Here is a 16,746-nt window from a genome sequence, read left to right as displayed (position 1 = left end):
TCAGGGTGCGGCGTGCGCGCCGTCCGAGGTGGCGGCCGGGGCCAGCCGATCGGACAGCGCGTCGTTGCGGTAGAAGGTGTAGGACAAGGTGATCGTCTTGATCTCCGGCGGCAGGTCCGGATCGACGATGAAACGCACCGGCATGTCGCGCTTCTCGCCGGCCTGCAGCGTCTGCGCGGTGAAACAGAAACATTCGGTCTTGCTGAAGAAGCCCGAGGCACGCGCCGGCGCCACCGAAGGCACCGCACTGCCAACGACTGCCTGCTGGCTGTCGTTGCGGGCGAAGTACAGCGCCTCGTTGAGTTCGCCGGGCACCACATCCATGGTCAGCTGCTCGGGATGGAACGACCACGGCAGGCGCGAATTGACGCCGCCATCGAACTCCACCCGCACGGTGCGCTTGCCAGCTGCAGCACCCGTACTGGCTTCACCACCCGGGCCGCGTTCCAGGCGCACGCCGAATACCTTTTCGCAGGCAATGCGGTACAGCGGCACCAGCGAGAAGGTCAGCAGGAACACCGCCACCGCCACGCCGATCAGGCGCGGCAGCCCGGCACTGCGAGACGGTGTGCTGGCTGGCGCCTCGCTCATCGGCCGATCACCCCGCTGAGGATGAAGCCGACGTAGACCAGCACCGCGATGGCGCCCACCCACATCGCCGTGCGCCTGGCGCGCTGGCGCTGCTGTTCGATGCCGTTTTCCGGGGCGTCGCCCGGGCTGTTGTAGAGCCGAGCCATGCTCGGCTGCTCCACGTCAGCCGAGCATGACTCGGCTCTACAGGTCTGCAGTGGGCTCTCGTTATGCATGCCCCACCTCAATGCGTGATGTCGTCATGCGCCAGATCCCCCGGGCGGATGGTCGGCGGCGTGGTGAAGGTGTGCGCCGGTGCCGGCGACGGCAGCGTCCACTCCAGCCCGCGTGCACCTTCCCAGCTGCGTGCTTCGGCCTTCTCACCGTTGCGCAGCGACGACAGCAGGATCGCGGCCATCATGAACGGGGTGACGAACATGCCGAACGCACCGATCGAGCTGATCAGGTTCCAGTCGGCAAACGCCACGCTGTAGTCGGGAATGCGGCGCGGCATGCCGGCCAGGCCGAGGAAATGCTGCGGGAAGAACAACAGGTTGACGAATACGATCGACCACCAGAAGTGCACCTTGGCCCACTTCTCGCTGTACATCCGCCCGGTCCACTTCGGCCACCAGTAGTACACCGCGGCGATCAGCGCGAACACCGCACCGGTCACCAGCACGTAGTGGAAGTGGGCGACCACGAAGTAGGTGTCGTGGTACTGGAAGTCGGCGGCGACGATCGCCAGCATCAGGCCGGAGAAGCCACCGATGGTGAACAGGATGACGAAGGCCACCGACCACAGCATCGGTGCCTCGAACGTCAGCGAGCCACGCCACATGGTGCTGACCCAGTTGAACACCTTCACGCCGGTCGGGATCGAGATCAGCATGGTGGCGAACATGAAGTAGATCTCGCCGCCCAGCGGCATGCCCACGGTGAACATGTGGTGGGCCCAGACGATGAACGACAGGAACGCGATCGCGGCGGTGGCGTACACCATCGCCTGGTAGCCGAACAGCGGCTTGCGGCTGAAGGTCGGGATGATCTCGCTGACCACGCCGAAGGCGGGCAGGATCATGATGTAGACCTCGGGATGGCCGAAGAACCAGAAGATGTGCTGGTACATCACCGGGTCACCGCCACCGGCGGCGTTGAAGAAACTGGTGCCGAAGAACTTGTCGGTCAGCAGCATGGTCACCGCACCGGCCAGCACCGGCATCACCGCGATCAGCAGGAAGGCGGTGATCAGCCAGGCCCAGCAGAAGATCGGCATCTTCAGCAGGTCGATGCCCGGCGCGCGCATGTTCAGCACAGTGGCGATGATGTTGATCGCACCCATGATCGAACTGATGCCGGCCACGTGGATGGCGAACACGCTGAAGGCCACGTTGTAGCCGCCCTGCAGCGACAGCGGCGGATACAGCGTCCAGCCACCCGCCGGGGCACCACCGGGTAGGAACAGGGTCAGCAGCAGCAGGCTGAAAGCCACCGGCAGCAACCAGAACGACCAGTTGTTCATGCGCGGCAGCGCCATGTCCGGCGCGCCGATCTGCAGCGGGATCATCCAGTTGGCCAGGCCGACGAAGGCCGGCATCACGCCACCGAAGATCATCACCAGCGCATGCACGGTGGTCATCTGGTTGAAGAACTCGGGCTTGACGAACTGCAGGCCCGGCTGCGCCAGCTCGGCGCGGATCACCACGCTCATCGCCGCGCCGATGATGAACATGATGAAGCTGAAACCGAGGTACAGCGTGCCGATGTCCTTGTGGTTGGTCGAGAAGAACCAACGCTCGAAGAAGCTCTGGTGGTGATGGTGATCGTCGTGCCCAACTGCCGAGTGCGCCATTGCAAAACACCTCTCAGAATCGGTTGTCACCACGGCCGCGAGCGGCCGCGGGCTTTACATCACGCTCCGCTGGCCGCGCTGGCAGGCGCGCTGCCCGCTTCGGCAGCAGCAGGCGCAGCCGGTGCCTCGCCCGCCGGTGCAGTCGGTTCGGCAGGTGCCGCAGGCGTGGCGGGCTCGGCGGGCGGCGCCGGCTTGCGCTGCGCCAGCCACTTCCTGAAGTCCTCCTTGGACACCGCCTCGACCACGATCGGCATGAAGCCATGGTCCTTGCCGCACAGCTCGGCGCACTGGCCGCGGTAGACACCGGGCTGCTCGATGCGGGTCCAGGCTTCGTTGATGAAGCCGGGGATGGCGTCCTGCTTCCAGCCCAGCGCCGGCACCCACCAGGCGTGGATCACATCATCGGAAGTGATGACGAACCGCACCTTGGTATCGACCGGCAGCACCAGGCGGTTGTCGACATCCAGCAGGTAGTGCGGATGGCTTTCGCGGGTCGGCACGATGCCACTCTGCCGCACGCGGTCGGACTCGCGGTCCAGGCGGCTGGTGAAGGTGACGTTCTCGCCAAGGTATTCGTATTTCCACATCCACTGGTAGCCGGTGACCTTCACCGTCATCTCGGCATCGCGGGTGTCGTACATCTTGATCAGGTTGGCGGTGGCCGGCCAGGCCATCACGATCAGGATGATCACCGGGATCACCGTCCAGATTACTTCGGCCTTGGTGTTGTGGCTGAAGGTGGCGGCGACCGCGCCCTTGGATTTGCGGAACTTGAAGATGGCATAGGCCATCGCGCCGAACACGATGACGCCGATCACCGTGCAGATGATCAACGAGAGATTGTTCGATTCCCAGGCCAGGCGCGAGGTCTGGGTCACCCCCTTGCCCATGTTCAGCTGCCACGGCTTGGGATCGGCCGCCTGGGCCCAGGCCAACGCCGGCATCAGTCCCCCGGTCGCCAGCACTGCGGCAACCGCGTTCACGCACTTCGTGCCCCACCTGCTGCTTTGCTTCATTGCCTAGACCCTTAGCGTCGTCGGTTGCCGCCATCGCTGGCGGCGAGCAAGCTTTCAAGTGTCTCTGCAAGCGTCTGACGTTCGGCCGGCGCGAGGAAACTCCCCACCTCCACCTGCCGGCCGCTGGACGCCAGCCGGACCCTCTCATCGTCGGTGAGCAGGCGCACCCAATGGGGGTGGGCCCGGAACACCGGCGATCCACCGGGTACGGGGATGACCTCCACGTACGCCGGCACTACCCGGATCTCCTCCTGCCGTTCACCGCTGCGCCACAAGGCACGCAGCGCCGCCGCCAGCACCAGGCTGTACAGCAGCGCGAACAGGGGGGCGAACGCATTGCCGGCCAACCACCCGAGGGCGGACACCAGCCACATCGCACCCGACAACACGGTGAACAACAGGACGAACTGCCGGGCATCGAGCGCCCGTGGGGGACGCAGCCGCAGCTGCGTACCTGACCCATCCGGAGCTGGAAGCACCTCGATCATGTCGCAACCGCGTTCCTGCCGCGGGAAACGTCTCGATGGTAGCCCCGCCCTCTCGCCGGTAGCAAGGGTGCATTCACACTTTTTCCGATGCTGCAACACAGCATGCGGTCGGCGGCACGGATGACGAATTCAGCACAAATATCGCCGGGTTTGCTGAACACGCCGAATCCACCACCGTTAGTGGCTATCAGCCCTTCATGAAGGTGTCTGCGTGGCACTTCCGAAGGCCGCAAAAATGATTAAAATCGCCAAGTTTTCCACTGGCCGGACCGGCATGAACGCACCTTCCTCCTCCCCTGCCGCCCACGACGCCCCGCGTCCGGGCGCGCTGCTGTCGCCGGAACTGCCGGCGCCCCCCAACCCGTTCCGCCAGGCCATCACCGATGCCTGGTTGAAGGACGAGGCCAGCCACGTCCGCGAGCTGCTGGCGCAGGCGCGCCTGCCCGCCGAGGAACAGGCCAGGGTGCAGGCGCTGGCCGCCGACCTGGTCGGCCGCGTGCGCGTGCGTGCCAAGGACCAGGGCGCGATCGAAGCCTTCATGCGCCAGTACGACCTGGGCAGCGAAGAAGGCGTGCTGCTGATGTGCGTGGCCGAAGCGCTGCTGCGTATTCCGGACCAGGACACCGCCGACAAGCTGATCCGCGACAAGCTGGCCGATGCCGACTGGGAAAAGCACCTGGGCGGCAGCGACTCGGTGCTGGTCAACGCCTCCACCTGGGGCCTGATGCTGACCGGCAAGCTGGTGCAGATGAACGACGCCACCCGCGCCGATGCCCCCAGCGCGTTCAAGCGCCTGGTCGGCCGCGTCGGTGAGCCGGTGGTGCGCCTGGCCGTGCGCCAGGCCATGAAGATCATGGGCCACCAGTTCGTCATGGGCCGCACCATCAGCGAAGCGCTGGCGCGCTCGCACAAGGGCGACAACGCCAGCTACCGCTACTCGTTCGACATGCTGGGCGAAGGCGCGCTGACCATGAAGGACGCGCTGCGCTACCTGGAAGACTACCGTCGTGCGATCCACGCCATCGGCGGCGATCACAAGGCCCGCGGTGGCCGTCCGGACGGCGACGTCAACAACGCGCCGGGCATCTCGATCAAGCTGTCGGCGCTGTACCCGCGCTACGAGCACGCCAAGCGCGAGCGCGTGCTGAAGGACCTGGTGCCGGGCGTGCTGGAACTGGCACAGCTGGCCAAGAGCTACGGCATCGGCTGCACCGTCGACGCCGAAGAGTCCGACCGCCTGGAACTGTCGCTGGACATCATCGAGCAGGTGTTCTCCGACGCCTCGCTGGCTGGCTGGGATGGCTTCGGCGTGGTCGTGCAGGCCTACCAGAAGCGCACGCCGTACACGATCGACCACCTGGCCGACATGGCACGCCGTGCCGGTCGCCGCCTGCAGGTGCGCCTGGTCAAGGGCGCCTACTGGGATGCCGAGATCAAGCGCGCGCAGATCGAAGGCTACCCGGGCTACCCGGTGTTCACCCGCAAGCAGAACACCGATGTGTCCTACCTGGCCTGCGCCAAGCGGCTGTTCACCCATGCGGACGCGATCTACCCGATGTTCGCCACGCACAACGCGCACACCATCGCGGCCGTGCGCAGCATCGCCAACGGCGGCGTGTACGAGCACCAGAAGCTGCACGGCATGGGCGACGACCTGTACGCCGAAGTGGTGCCGGCCGATCGCTTGAACCTGCCCTGCCGCGTGTACGCCCCGGTCGGTTCGCACGAAGACCTGCTGCCGTACCTGGTGCGCCGCCTGCTGGAAAACGGTGCCAACTCCAGCTTCGTCAACCGCATCACCGACGAGCGCGTGCCGATCGCCGACCTGATCCGCGATCCGGTCGAGATGGTCGCCTCGTTCGAATCGATTCCGCATCCCAAGATCCCGCTGCCGGTTGACCTGCTGCGCAGCCAGAACCACGACAGGAAGAACTCCATGGGCGCCAACCTCGCCAACGACAACGAACTGCGCGCCCTGGCCGAGCAGCTCAACGCCGCCGTGAAGCCGTGGCAGGCCTCGCCGCTGGTACCGGGTGCCAACCCGGCCGGCGCCGCGCTGCCGGTGACCAACCCGGCCGACACCCGCGAAGTGGTCGGCCAGTGGCTGGCCGCCGATGCCGCCACCGTGCAGAAGGCCCTGGCCAACGCCGTGGCCGCACAGCCGGCCTGGAACCGCACCCCGGCCGCCAGCCGCGCCGCCATCCTCGAACACGCCGCCGACCAGCTGGAAGCGCGCATGCCGGAGTTCATGGCGCTGTGCGTGAAGGAAGCCGGCAAGAGCCTGCCCGACAGCATCGCCGAAGTGCGCGAAGCCGTGGATTTCCTGCGCTACTACGCCAAGCAGGCGCGCGAGCAGTTCAGCCACGCCGAGAAGCTGCCCAGCCCGACCGGTGAATCCAACGAGCTGCAGCTGCACGGCCGCGGCGTGTTCGTCTGCATCAGCCCGTGGAACTTCCCGCTGGCGATCTTCCTGGGCCAGGTCGCCGCCGCACTGGCCGCCGGCAACAGCGTCATCGCCAAGCCGGCCGAGCAGACCAACCTGATCGGCTACTACGCGGTGAAGCTGCTGCACGATGCCGGCGTGCCGGCCGAGGTGGTGCAGTTCCTGCCGGGCGACGGTGCTACCGTCGGTGCCGCGCTGACCGCCGACCCGCGCGTGGCCGGCGTGGCCTTCACCGGCTCCACCGAGACCGCCCGTGCGATCAACCGTGCGATGGCCGCGCGTGATGCCGCCATCGGCGTGCTGATCGCCGAGACCGGTGGCCAGAACGCCTTCATCGCCGATTCCTCGGCGCTGCCGGAACAGCTGGTCAAGGACGCGATCGGTTCGGCCTTCACCTCCGCCGGCCAGCGTTGCTCGGCCGCGCGCGTGCTGTTCGTGCAGGACGACATCGCCGACAAGGTGATGACCATGCTGGCCGGTGCGATGAAGGAACTGAAGGTCGGCAACCCGGGCCTGCTGTCTACCGACGTCGGCCCGGTGATCGACGCCGACGCGCTGAAGATCCTGCAGGAACATGCTGAGCGCATGGACCGCGAAGCGCGCCTGATCGCCGCCGCCGAGCTGTCCGCCGAAACGGCGCACGGCACCTTCTTCGCGCCGCGCGCATACGAACTGAAGGACCTGGGCCAGCTGCAGAAGGAAGTCTTCGGTCCGGTCCTGCACGTGATCCGCTGGAAGGGCGACCAGCTCGACGCGGTGATCGACCAGATCAACGCTACTGGCTACGGCCTGACCCTGGGCGTGCATTCGCGCATCGACGAAACCGTTGACCGCATCAGCAATGGCGTCCATGTCGGCAACGTGTACGTCAACCGCAACCAGATCGGTGCAGTGGTCGGCGTGCAGCCGTTCGGCGGCCAGGGCCTGTCCGGCACCGGCCCGAAGGCCGGCGGCCCGCACTACCTGCTGCGCTTTGCCACCGAAAAGACGGTGACGGTGAACACCACCGCCGCCGGCGGCAACGCCTCGCTGCTGACCCTGGGCGACTGACCGCCTGCTTGGTGCGGTAAACAAGAAACCCCGCGAATGCGGGGTTTCTTGTGTTTTGCTTCCTGTAGCGCCGGGCCCATGCTCGGCTTTTCCGGCGCAGCCGAGCGTGGGCTCGGCTCTACAGGAATTCAGGTGCCGTCGTGGCCTCGGCCTGCATCAGATTGCGCCAGTGCCGGAGGGCGACCAGTGCGTTGATCCAGAAACCGATGTACAGGATCGAGGTCAGGTGCAGGCCACGGCTGTAGTACAGCGGCACCGCGACGGTATTCACCAGCAGCCACACCCACCACGATTCCAGCTTGCGCCGCATCATCAGGATCTGGGCGATCACGCTCAGCACCAGCACCGCCGAATCGATGTAGGGCGCGTAGGCGTTGGTCAGGCGGGTCAGCATCCAGCCGTAGCCGAAGGTGGCCACCACAGCCAGTGGTGCCAGCCACGCCCAGGCACGCGGTCGCAATGAAGTAATCGGCAACGGCGCACCATGATCGCCGCGCAGCCACTGCCACCAGCCCAGCACGCTGATCGCGATGAAGAAGAACTGCAGCACCATGTCCGCGTACAGGTGCGAGCGTTCGAACACGGCAGCAAACAATGCACAGCCGACGATGCCCAGCCACCAGGTGTGCACGTTGTTGCGGCCGGCCAACAGGATCGAGCCGGCGACGGCGATGTTGGCGGCCAGCTCCAGCTGGAAGCTCGGGTCGGACAGGTTCATCGCACCATTGTCGCGTAGATCCGCGCCCTGCGTCGTCGGACCAATAGATCCATGCCATGCGTGGATACCCTCCGCAAAAAGAAAGCCCCGCTTGCGCGGGGCTCTCCTCGTACTGCTTCAGGCCATCGCCCGAATCAGAACTTGTACTGCATCGACGCCGCCAGCACGTCGCCGCTGACCTTGTACTTGCCGGTCACGGTGTTGCCGGTGGCCGAGGTCGAGGTGATGTTCGGATCCTTGGTGAACAGGTGGGTGTAGCCCACGCTGTATTCCATCTTGTCCGAAGCGGCGTAGGTCATGCCCAGCGACAGCCACTTGCGGGTGGTGTCCGGCACGCGCACGTCACGGTGGGCGTCGGTGGTCGGGGTCTGGTCGTAGGCCAGGCCGCCACGCAGGGTCAGCTTGTCGTTCACGCGGAAATCGGTACCGATCGACGCGAAGGTGGTGTCGCGGTAGTGGAACGGCAGCACGCTGTCCGGCTGGTTGGAGTCATAGTCGACGGTGACCTGGTCGAACTTGCTCCACGCCGTGCGCGTGACCTCGGCCATGATCTGCCACTGGTCGTTCACGCGGTGGGTGAAGCCCACGGTGGCGCTGGCCGGCAGGGTGATGGTGGCGCGGCCGTTGCTGTCGATGAAGGTACCCGGGGCAGCAGTGGCCAGGAAGGCCGCCGCATTCTGCGGAGTGCTGAAGTGCGCCTTGCCGTCGGTGATCTTGTGCTCGACCTTCGAGCGGTAGCTGAAGGCGATGTTGGTGCCTTCCACCGGGGTGACGGTCATGCCCAGGGTGTAGCCCATCGACACTTCGTCACCCTTGATGCGCAGGAAGCCATCGGCGGTGCCCGGGGCGAAGCCCTGCTGGGCCAAGGCCGCAGCGGCCTGCTTCGAGGCAGCAAGGGCCTGAGCCGGGGTGCCACCGGCGGCCAGCACGGCAGCGGCTGCCTTCTGCTGGGCGCTGGCGTTGATCGCAGTGCCGGTGTCGACAGCGCTGGTCAGGTCGACGTTCAGGCGCTCGGCGAACACCGACGCACCGAACGACAGGTACGGGTTGACGTCATAGGAGAACGCCACGCCCAGGTCGATCGCCTGCAGCTCGGTCTTGACGCCATTGTAGCGGCCGACCCAGTCGCGGTCGTATTCGGTCTTGAAGCCGAACGGCACGGTCAGCGATGCACCGAAGTGCATGTTGTCGTTCTCGCCAAACGGCACGTGGAAGTACGCGGCCGGAACCGGGGCGATCATGCCGGCGTCGCCGCCGTTGCCACCGGAAATCGGCGCGCCGTTGCCGTACTGGCCCTGGCCGCGGAACTTGGCGCCGAAGCTGATGGCGCTGACGTCGCCCTGGACCAGGGTGCCGTCGAGCAGGCGCATGGAGGCCGGGTTGGTGGCGATGACCGAGGCGTCACCTTCGGTCGAGGTGGAGCCGGCGAACGCGCGGCCCAGGCCCTTGGCGCTGTTTTCCTTCAGCTGGAAGGCGGCAGCATTGGCATCGGCGGCGGCCAGCGCACCGGCAACGCCGACGGCCAGCAGGGTCAGTCGGGCAATGGTGGAAGCGGTTTGCATCGTAGTTCTCTCTCTCTCCGGTAAGCGGTGATGGTGCTCTGAGTGCGCCTGCGCCCGACAGGTCCTGGGACCCATCGGAGCGCGCCGGATTCCCCTCCCGACATACGACGCCGTATGCGAGTATTACCCAGAGCCGTTAATGAAACAATAACGGTGCGGTCGGTTTTCTCGTCTCGAAAGCTGAACAGGACAATCCCCGCCGCAAGCGCCCGCACGCTAGGCTAGTGCCATGTTCGTCTCCCTCCCGTCCCGCAAGAAGGCGGCCCTGCGCTGGGCCACGCCCGTGCTGTTTGCGGCACTGTGGTTGGCGTTCCTGTGGTCGATCTCGCGGCCGGACGATGCCCGCGGCAGCCTCTGGCTGGACTGGGGCGCCCTGTCCACCGGACTGACCCACCCGCTGGACTGGTGGGCGACCCTGCAGGACGGCAGCGTGCTGCGCCTGTTCACCGCCCTGTTCCTGCACGCCGACTGGTCACATCTGCTGGGCAACCTGGTGTTCCTGCTGATCTTCGGCCTGCCCGCCGAGCGGGTGCTGGGGCCGTGGCGGCTGCTGCTGCTGTTCCTGGTCGGCGGCGCAGTGTCGAACCTGGTCGCGATCTACACCATGGGCAGCCCGGACCAGATCATCATCGGCGCCAGCGGCGCGGTGTCGGCCCTGATCGGCGCCTATCTGGCCCTGTTCCCGGGCGCGCGGCTGGGCGTGGTGATCCCGCTCGGCCTGTTCCTGGAGTTCGTGCGCGCCCCGGCGTACCTGCTGATCGGCGTCTGGGCGGCACTGCAGGTGGTGTTCGCCCACATCGGCCCAAGCTTCGGCATGGTGGCCTGGTGGGCGCACATCGGTGGCTTCGTGTTCGGCGTCGTGTACGGGGTCTACGTGCGGGCTGCGATCGCGCGCCGACTGCGCAAGCGCCACGGCTTCTGACGCCGGGTAGTGCCGGCCGCTGGCAGGCATTTGTTTTCTTCTTCCGCCCTTGAGCCGACGCCGGGCACGGCCCGGCGCTACCGTCAGGGCTTGGCCGGGGCCGGTGCGGGCTTTGCTTCCGGCTTTGCTTCCGGCTTAGGTTCGACCTTCGCTTCCGGCTTCGCCGCAGCGGCCTTCGCGGTCTTGGCGGCATCCGCCTTCTCGGCCTCGGCCTTCAACCGTACAGCCACCGAACCGGGGTTCTTCAGCTCGGCCAGCGCGTCGTTGATCGGGCCGTCGCCCGGCAGCACCGCACCGGCGTGGTAGCCCTCGGTGCCTTCGTCGTCGCCGCGCAGATGGCCTGGCAGGGTGGCTTCGCTGTAATCGCTCAGGCTGGCCGGCAGGGCATCCTCCGCCGACGTAGCGGCGGGCTTCAACTCAACATCCGGCACGATGCCGGTGGCCTGGATCGACTTGCCGCTGGGCGTGTAATAGCGCGCGGTGGTCAGCTTCACCGAATCACCGTTGTCTAGCGGCAACACGGTCTGCACCGAGCCCTTGCCAAAGGTGCGGCTGCCAACCACTCGGGCGCGCTTGTTGTCGCGCAGCGCGCCGGCGAGCACTTCCGAGGCACTGGCCGAACCGGCATCGGCCAGTACCACCACCGGTGCACCCTTCAGCAGGTCGCCTGGGGTCGCGTCGAATCGGGCATCGCTGATGCTGATGCGGCCACGGGTGCTGACGATGTTGCCCTTGTCGAGCAGATCGTCGGCTACCTGCACGGCGGCCGTCAGCAGGCCACCCGGATTGCTGCGCAGATCCAGCACCAGGCCCTTGAGCTGGCCACCGGACTGCTTCTGCAGCTGCTGCACGTGCTTCTGGAAGTCCGAGCCGGTATCGGCCTGGAAGGTGCTCAGGCGGATGTAGCCATAGCCGGGTTCCAGCAGGCGGCTGCGCACGCTGGTCACGCGGATGGTCTGGCGGGTGAGGCTGACATCGAACGGCTTCGGCTTGCCTTCGCGCACGATGGTCAGCACCACCTTGCTGCCGGCTGGGCCGCGCAGCGGTTCACTCGCATCGATGGCGCTGATCGGCTTGCCGTCGATGGCGATGATCAAATCGCCGGCAAGGATGCCGGCCTTGGCTGCCGGCGTGTCGTCGATCGGCGCGATCACCTTCATGCTGGCGTTGTCCGGCTGCTGCTGCAGCTCCACGCCGATGCCCTCGTAGGCACCGTTGGCCTGCTCGTCGAAAGCCTGCGCGTCTTCCTTGTTGAAGTAGGTGCTGTGCGGATCAAGGTCGAGCAGCAGGCCACGCACGGCTGACTGCATCAGCTTCTTGTCATCGACCGGGTCGACATAGGCGGCGCGCACCGCGTTGTACACGGCCACGAACCGGCGGATTTCCTCCAGCGGCACCTTCGAGGTCACCGCCTCCTCGCTGTTCGCTGCCTGCCCGCTGGTTTCCTGGCTTGGGGCAGGCGCGGTCTGCTGCGCCCAGGACAGCGCTGGCAACAGGGCCAGCAAGAGGGTGGCGGTACGGGCTGCGCGCATGGATCACTCCTGTCGACGGTGGCATGGTGCCCAAGGCACATGCACCGATTATGCGCGAAGCACAGCTAAATTCCCGTTGAATCCGGCCCGTGCGTAACGAGCCGGGTTCAGCGCCGCTGCAGCCAGCTGTCCGGGTTGACCGGCTGCCCGCCACGACGCAGCTCGAAGTACAGCGCGGTGACACCTTGGCCACCCGAATTGCCGACCTTGGCCACTGCATCACCGCGGCTGACCCGCGCACCGGCATCCTTCAGCAGGGTGTCGTTGTGCGCGTACAGGCTCATGTAGCCGTTGCCGTGGTCGACGATCAGGATCATGCCGTAGCCGGTCATCCAGTCGGAGAACACCACGGTGCCATCGGCCACGGCGGTGACCGTGCTGCCAGCCGGTGCGCCGATCAGCACGCCACTGCTGGTGCGGCCATCGGGCAGCTTGCCGCCATAGCGGGCCAGCAGGTTGCCGGACAACGGCCAGCCCAGGCCGCCCACCTTCGGCGCCGGTGCCGATGCGACCGCAGGCGGCACCTTGGTCGGTGGCGGTGGCGGCCGGCCCTGTGCGGCGGCTTGGCGTGCAGCACGTTCGGCGGCGGCCTTCTCCGCTGCCGCACGGCGTGCAGCCGCGCGGCGCTCGGCCTCGGCACGGGCAGCGGCCGCTCGCAGGTTGGCCAGCAATGTTTCCAGCGCCTTGGCGTCCTGGCCCAGCGCCTGTTCCTTCTCGCGCTGGTCCTTGAAGCGCTCTTCCAGCGAGGCAACGGTCTTTGCGCGATCGCGGCGGTCCGCTTCCAGGGCGGCTGCCTGCTGTTTCTGGTCCTGCTGCGTCCCCTGCAGCTTCTGCTTGCGCTCGGCGATCTGCGCCTGCAGTGCTTCCAGTTCCTTCAGGTCGGCGGTCAGCGTGGTGATCCGCTGCGCACGCTCGCGCTGCAGGTAGCGATGGTAGGCCAGGGCGCGGTTGGCATCGGCCACCGTGTCTTGCGACAGCAGCAGCTTCAGCGGTGCGTGGTTGCCCAGCTGATACGCCGCGCGCAACAGCCCGGCCAGTTCGCGGTGCTGCTGGGCCAGGTTGCCCTGCAGCGTGCTGCGGCGCTGCTCGGCTTCGGCCAGGGCGCGGCCCTGCTCGCGCAGCGCGGCTTCCGTCTGCGCAAGGGCACGGCCGGTGCGGGCTACCTTCTCGTCGGCCTCGCGCAGCTGCCGCGATGCCTGCCCGCGCTGGCCCTCGATCTGCCGTCGCTCCTGCGCCACGCCCTTCAGTTCGGTACGCAGTTTCTGCAGCTTGCGCTCGGTCTCGCGGGTGGTCTGCGCACCGCTGGGCAGCGGCAGGGCCAGCGCAAACGCCAGCCCCAGCAGCAGGCAGCGACCGCCGCGGGCAGCGGCGATGTGATGTCGGCGTGATGGGAAGACGTTGTCGCGCAAGGGCTTTCCAGTGACTTCAGGCAGTTGCGGGGGCTACCGGGGAATGGTGACATCTCCGCACGCGGCCTGCCAGCCGCACTTCCATCGAGGTCGCCATGAAAATTCTTTCCATTCCGCTGCTGTTGGGCGTACTGCTGGCCACCGGGCCGGTCTGTGCGCAGGAGAACATCAGCAAGGTCAACGGCAGCATCAGCGCCGAACCCGGCCAGCGCTACGGCAAGCTGGACACCGTCAACGGTGGCATCCGCGTCGGCGAAGGCGTCGAGACCGGCAGCATCGACACCGTCAACGGCGGGGTCAAGGTCGCCGACGGCGCGCGCACCGGCAAGATCGAAACGGTCAACGGCGGCGTACGCCTGGGCCGCGAAGTGATCGCCAGCGGCGGCGTCAGCACCGTCAACGGCAGCATCTTCACCGATCGCGGCAGCCAGGTCGAAGGCGGTGTCGAGACCGTCAATGGTGGCATCGGCCTGGTCGAAAGCCGCGTCGGCAAGGATGTGGAGACCGTCAACGGTGACATCACCGTCGGTATCGGTTCGCAGGTCAACGGCGGCGTGCATGTGCGCAAGCCGAACTTCAGTGTCTCGCTGACCGCCAGCCGCAAGCCGCGTGTGATCATCGGCCCGAATGCCGTGGTCAAGGGTCCACTGCAGTTCGAACGCGAGGTGGTGCTGTACGTGCATCGCACTGCGCGCATCGGCCCGGTCACCGGCGCCGAGCCGATCCCGTTCGACACCGAAACCGCTCCCGCGGACTGAGCGCACCGCGCCTTCGGGTTCGGTGATACTCGCTGACACCGGTCGTGCACGACGCGCGGCCGCCCTTTGTTACCCAGGAATCGACGATGCCCCGCAAACTCCTCCTGTGCCTGGCCGCTGCGGCCGCGCTCAGTGCCTGCAAAGGCGAAGACACTCCGGCGCCCGCGCCGGCCACCGATACCGCAGCTGCCAAGCCGGCTGCGCATGCGTTCTCCCCGGAGATCAATGCCGGCGACTTCGCCGAGATGGTCAAGACCCTGGCTTCGGATGAGTTCGAAGGCCGCGCGCCGGGCAGCAAGGGCGAAGAACTGACGGTCAACTACATCCGCGACCAGATGCAGCGCATCGGCCTGCAGCCCGGCAACGGCGACAGCTGGTTCCAGGATGTACCGATGACCGAGACCACGGCCGACGAATCGACCGTGCTGAAGATCACCCAGGGCGGCAAGACCACCGAACTGAAGTTCGGCACCGACATGGTGGTCGGCACCCGTACCGGCCAGGCCGAGGTGAAGGTCGATGCCAGCGATCTGGTGTTCGTCGGCTATGGCGTCGATGCGCCGGAGCAGAAGTGGAACGACTACGCCGGCCAGGACTGGAAGGGCAAGACCGTCGTGATGTTCGTCAACGATCCGGGCTTCCATGTCGACGACGAGAAGCTGTTCGACGGCAAGCGCATGACCTACTACGGCCGCTGGACCTACAAGTTCGAGGAGGCTGCCCGCAAGGGGGCCGCTGCCGCGCTGATCGTGCACGACACCGCCGGCGCGTCCTACGGCTGGGACGTGGTGAAGAATTCCTGGGCCGGCCCGCAGTACGACCTGCCGGCCAAGAATGACCCGGAAGCCCGTATTCCGGTGCAGGGCTGGCTGAGTGCCGACGCGGCCAAGGCGCTGTTTGCCGGAGCCGGCCTGGACCTGGCGCAGGCCTACAAGGATGCCAGCAAGCGCGGTTTCAAGCCGGTGCCGCTGAAGGCCACCGCTGCGGTCGACCTGAAGAGCCAGATCGCACAGAAGCAGTCGCGCAACGTGGTGGGTGTGTTGCCGGGTAGCAAGCGCGCTGACGAGGCGGTGCTGTACATGGCGCACTGGGATCACCTGGGCAAGCATGAGGGCGAGACCGGCGACAACATCTACAACGGCGCCGTCGATAATGCGACCGGCGTCGCCGGTATTCTCGAAGTGGCCGAAGCCATGGCGCACCAGGATCCGAAGCCGGAGCGCTCGGTGGTGTTCCTGGCGGTGACCCTGGAAGAATCCGGCCTGCTGGGTTCGAAGTACTACGTTGCCCATCCGACTTTCCCGCTGGACAAGATTGCTGGCGTGATCAACATCGACGCGATGTCAGTGGCCGGCCGTGCCAAGGACGTGACCGTCACCGGCTTCGGCAGTTCGGAGCTGGAGGACATCCTCAAGCCGCTGGCCGCTGCCCAGGACCGCACGCTGCATGGTGAGACGTCGGTGCAGAGCGGCTTCTACTTCCGCTCGGACCACTTCAACTTCGCCAAAGCCGGCGTGCCGGCCCTGTACGCCGATGGCGGCGAGGACCTGCGCGAGGGCGGCGTTGACGCTGGCCGCAAGGCCGCAGCCGACTACGGCGCCAACCGTTACCACGGCCCGAAGGACGAGTTCGACGCGGCCACCTGGAAGCTGGACGGTACCGTCGAAGACCTTCAGTTGATGTACGGCGTGGGCAAGGAACTGGCCGGTGGCGATCGTTGGCCGAACTGGTACGAAGGCAACCCGTTCAAGGCTGCCCGCGACGCGATGATGAAGGACAAGGCTGCGGCCGCTGCAAAGTAGGGTCGAGCCATGCTCGACTGAACATCGTTGAGGTCAAAGCGGCGCCCCGTGGGGCGCCGCTTTTTTTGTACGCTCTGCCATTGGTGGGTGCCAACCTCGGTTGGCACCGCCTTCCGTGGGGACCATCTTACCCACGCATGGCATGAATCTACCGGGCGATGTAACGCCATCGGGTTGCCGGCCAGCGGCCGGCACTACCGGCGTTTGCTACGCACAAAGAAAAACCCCGCTGCGTAAGCAGCGGGGTTTGGGGTGTAAACCCTGGCGATGACCTACTCTCGCATGGCTTGAGCCACACTACCATCGGCGCAGCTGCGTTTCACTTCCGAGTTCGGGATGGGATCGGGTGGTGCCACAGCGCTAATTTCACCAGGGAGACGGTTGCAGCAGCGCTTGCAGCGCCAGCTCGCGATCTTGCCCTTGGGGCGGAAGGAACCCGGAAAACGCAGTGCCTTCACTTATAAAGAAAAACCCCGCTGCGTAAGCAGCGGGGTTTTGGGTGTAAACCCTGGCGATGACCTACTCTCGCATGGCTTGAGCCACACTACCATCGGCGCAGCTGCGTTTCACTTCCGAGTTCGGGATGGGATCGGGTGGTTCCACAGCGCTAATTTCACCAGGGAG

General features: G+C 66.4%; 13 protein-coding genes and 2 rRNA genes. 4 read left to right on the top strand and 11 right to left on the bottom strand.

The window, feature by feature from the left end:
* The 5 genes from AC5P6A_RS19185 to AC5P6A_RS19165 are packed head-to-tail and all read right to left on the bottom strand — an operon-like array spanning position 1 to position 3,926.
* Complete coding sequence (locus tag AC5P6A_RS19185) at positions 1-591, bottom strand: cytochrome c oxidase assembly protein (protein WP_019662223.1); 591 nt, start codon at positions 589-591, stop codon at positions 1-3.
* Positions 588-806 carry a hypothetical protein gene (locus AC5P6A_RS19180; protein ID WP_111102238.1) on the bottom strand — a complete coding sequence of 73 codons (219 nt, stop codon included), beginning with the start codon at positions 804-806 and terminating at the stop codon, positions 588-590. The genes AC5P6A_RS19185 and AC5P6A_RS19180 overlap by 4 nt, the downstream gene beginning before the upstream one ends.
* A gap of 8 nt (positions 807-814) precedes the next feature.
* A complete protein-coding gene (gene ctaD, locus AC5P6A_RS19175; RefSeq protein ID WP_005407790.1) occupies positions 815-2,422 on the bottom strand; it encodes a cytochrome c oxidase subunit I in 1,608 nt (535 codons plus the stop codon).
* Positions 2,423-2,481: 59 nt separating this feature from the next.
* Positions 2,482-3,438: a cytochrome c oxidase subunit II gene (coxB, locus tag AC5P6A_RS19170; protein WP_134731209.1), complete on the bottom strand. Its 957-nt coding sequence runs from the start codon at positions 3,436-3,438 to the stop codon at positions 2,482-2,484.
* Positions 3,439-3,449: 11 nt separating this feature from the next.
* Positions 3,450-3,926: a DUF2244 domain-containing protein gene (locus tag AC5P6A_RS19165; protein ID WP_004153894.1), complete on the bottom strand. Its 477-nt coding sequence runs from the start codon at positions 3,924-3,926 to the stop codon at positions 3,450-3,452.
* Between the two features lie 274 nt (positions 3,927-4,200).
* Between AC5P6A_RS19165 and putA the strand changes: the two genes are divergently transcribed.
* Positions 4,201-7,419, top strand: coding sequence for a bifunctional proline dehydrogenase/L-glutamate gamma-semialdehyde dehydrogenase PutA (gene putA, locus AC5P6A_RS19160; protein ID WP_111102235.1), 3,219 nt, complete (start codon positions 4,201-4,203; stop codon positions 7,417-7,419).
* A 118-nt stretch (positions 7,420-7,537) separates the two neighbouring features.
* Here the strand turns inward: putA and pnuC are convergent, their stop codons facing one another.
* Together pnuC and AC5P6A_RS19150 are read right to left on the bottom strand one after the other, a co-directional pair.
* The gene (gene pnuC / locus AC5P6A_RS19155; protein ID WP_155028841.1) at positions 7,538-8,137 is read right to left on the bottom strand and encodes a nicotinamide riboside transporter PnuC; all 600 of its coding nucleotides are present in this window, start codon (positions 8,135-8,137) and stop codon (positions 7,538-7,540) included.
* A 134-nt stretch (positions 8,138-8,271) separates the two neighbouring features.
* The gene (locus AC5P6A_RS19150; protein WP_155028840.1) at positions 8,272-9,699 is read right to left on the bottom strand and encodes an outer membrane protein transport protein; all 1,428 of its coding nucleotides are present in this window, start codon (positions 9,697-9,699) and stop codon (positions 8,272-8,274) included.
* Between the two features lie 229 nt (positions 9,700-9,928).
* On the opposite strand from AC5P6A_RS19150, the gene AC5P6A_RS19145 reads away from it, so the two are divergent.
* Complete coding sequence (locus AC5P6A_RS19145; RefSeq protein ID WP_019662230.1) at positions 9,929-10,621, top strand: rhomboid family intramembrane serine protease; 693 nt, start codon at positions 9,929-9,931, stop codon at positions 10,619-10,621.
* Positions 10,622-10,704: 83 nt separating this feature from the next.
* Here AC5P6A_RS19145 and AC5P6A_RS19140 read toward each other — a convergent pair whose 3' ends face one another.
* The gene (locus tag AC5P6A_RS19140) at positions 10,705-12,153 is read right to left on the bottom strand and encodes a S41 family peptidase (RefSeq protein WP_111102234.1); all 1,449 of its coding nucleotides are present in this window, start codon (positions 12,151-12,153) and stop codon (positions 10,705-10,707) included.
* Positions 12,154-12,260: 107 nt separating this feature from the next.
* On the bottom strand, positions 12,261-13,562 hold the full coding sequence (locus AC5P6A_RS19135) for a murein hydrolase activator EnvC family protein (RefSeq protein WP_134731217.1): 1,302 nt from the start codon (positions 13,560-13,562) through the stop codon (positions 12,261-12,263).
* 95 nt (positions 13,563-13,657) lie between these two features.
* Here AC5P6A_RS19135 and AC5P6A_RS19130 point away from each other — a divergent pair, with 95 nt between their 5' ends.
* Entirely contained in the window at positions 13,658-14,320 is a 663-nt protein-coding gene (locus AC5P6A_RS19130; protein WP_019662232.1) for a DUF4097 family beta strand repeat-containing protein, read from the top strand.
* Between the two features lie 86 nt (positions 14,321-14,406).
* Positions 14,407-16,122 carry a M28 family metallopeptidase gene (locus tag AC5P6A_RS19125; RefSeq protein WP_346714985.1) on the top strand — a complete coding sequence of 572 codons (1,716 nt, stop codon included), beginning with the start codon at positions 14,407-14,409 and terminating at the stop codon, positions 16,120-16,122.
* A 259-nt stretch (positions 16,123-16,381) separates the two neighbouring features.
* Here AC5P6A_RS19125 and rrf (AC5P6A_RS19120) read toward each other — a convergent pair.
* Together rrf (AC5P6A_RS19120) and rrf (AC5P6A_RS19115) are read right to left on the bottom strand one after the other, a co-directional pair.
* Positions 16,382-16,496, bottom strand: a 5S ribosomal RNA gene (gene rrf / locus AC5P6A_RS19120).
* Between the two features lie 132 nt (positions 16,497-16,628).
* A 5S ribosomal RNA gene (gene rrf, locus AC5P6A_RS19115) occupies positions 16,629-16,743 on the bottom strand.
* Between the last annotated feature and the right edge of the window lie 3 nt (positions 16,744-16,746).

It is taken from the genome of Stenotrophomonas sp. YJH_SMC_20, assembly GCF_059367845.1.
The sequence above is the reverse complement of the archived record's forward strand: the minus strand, read 5'-3'. Positions and strand labels throughout refer to the sequence as shown.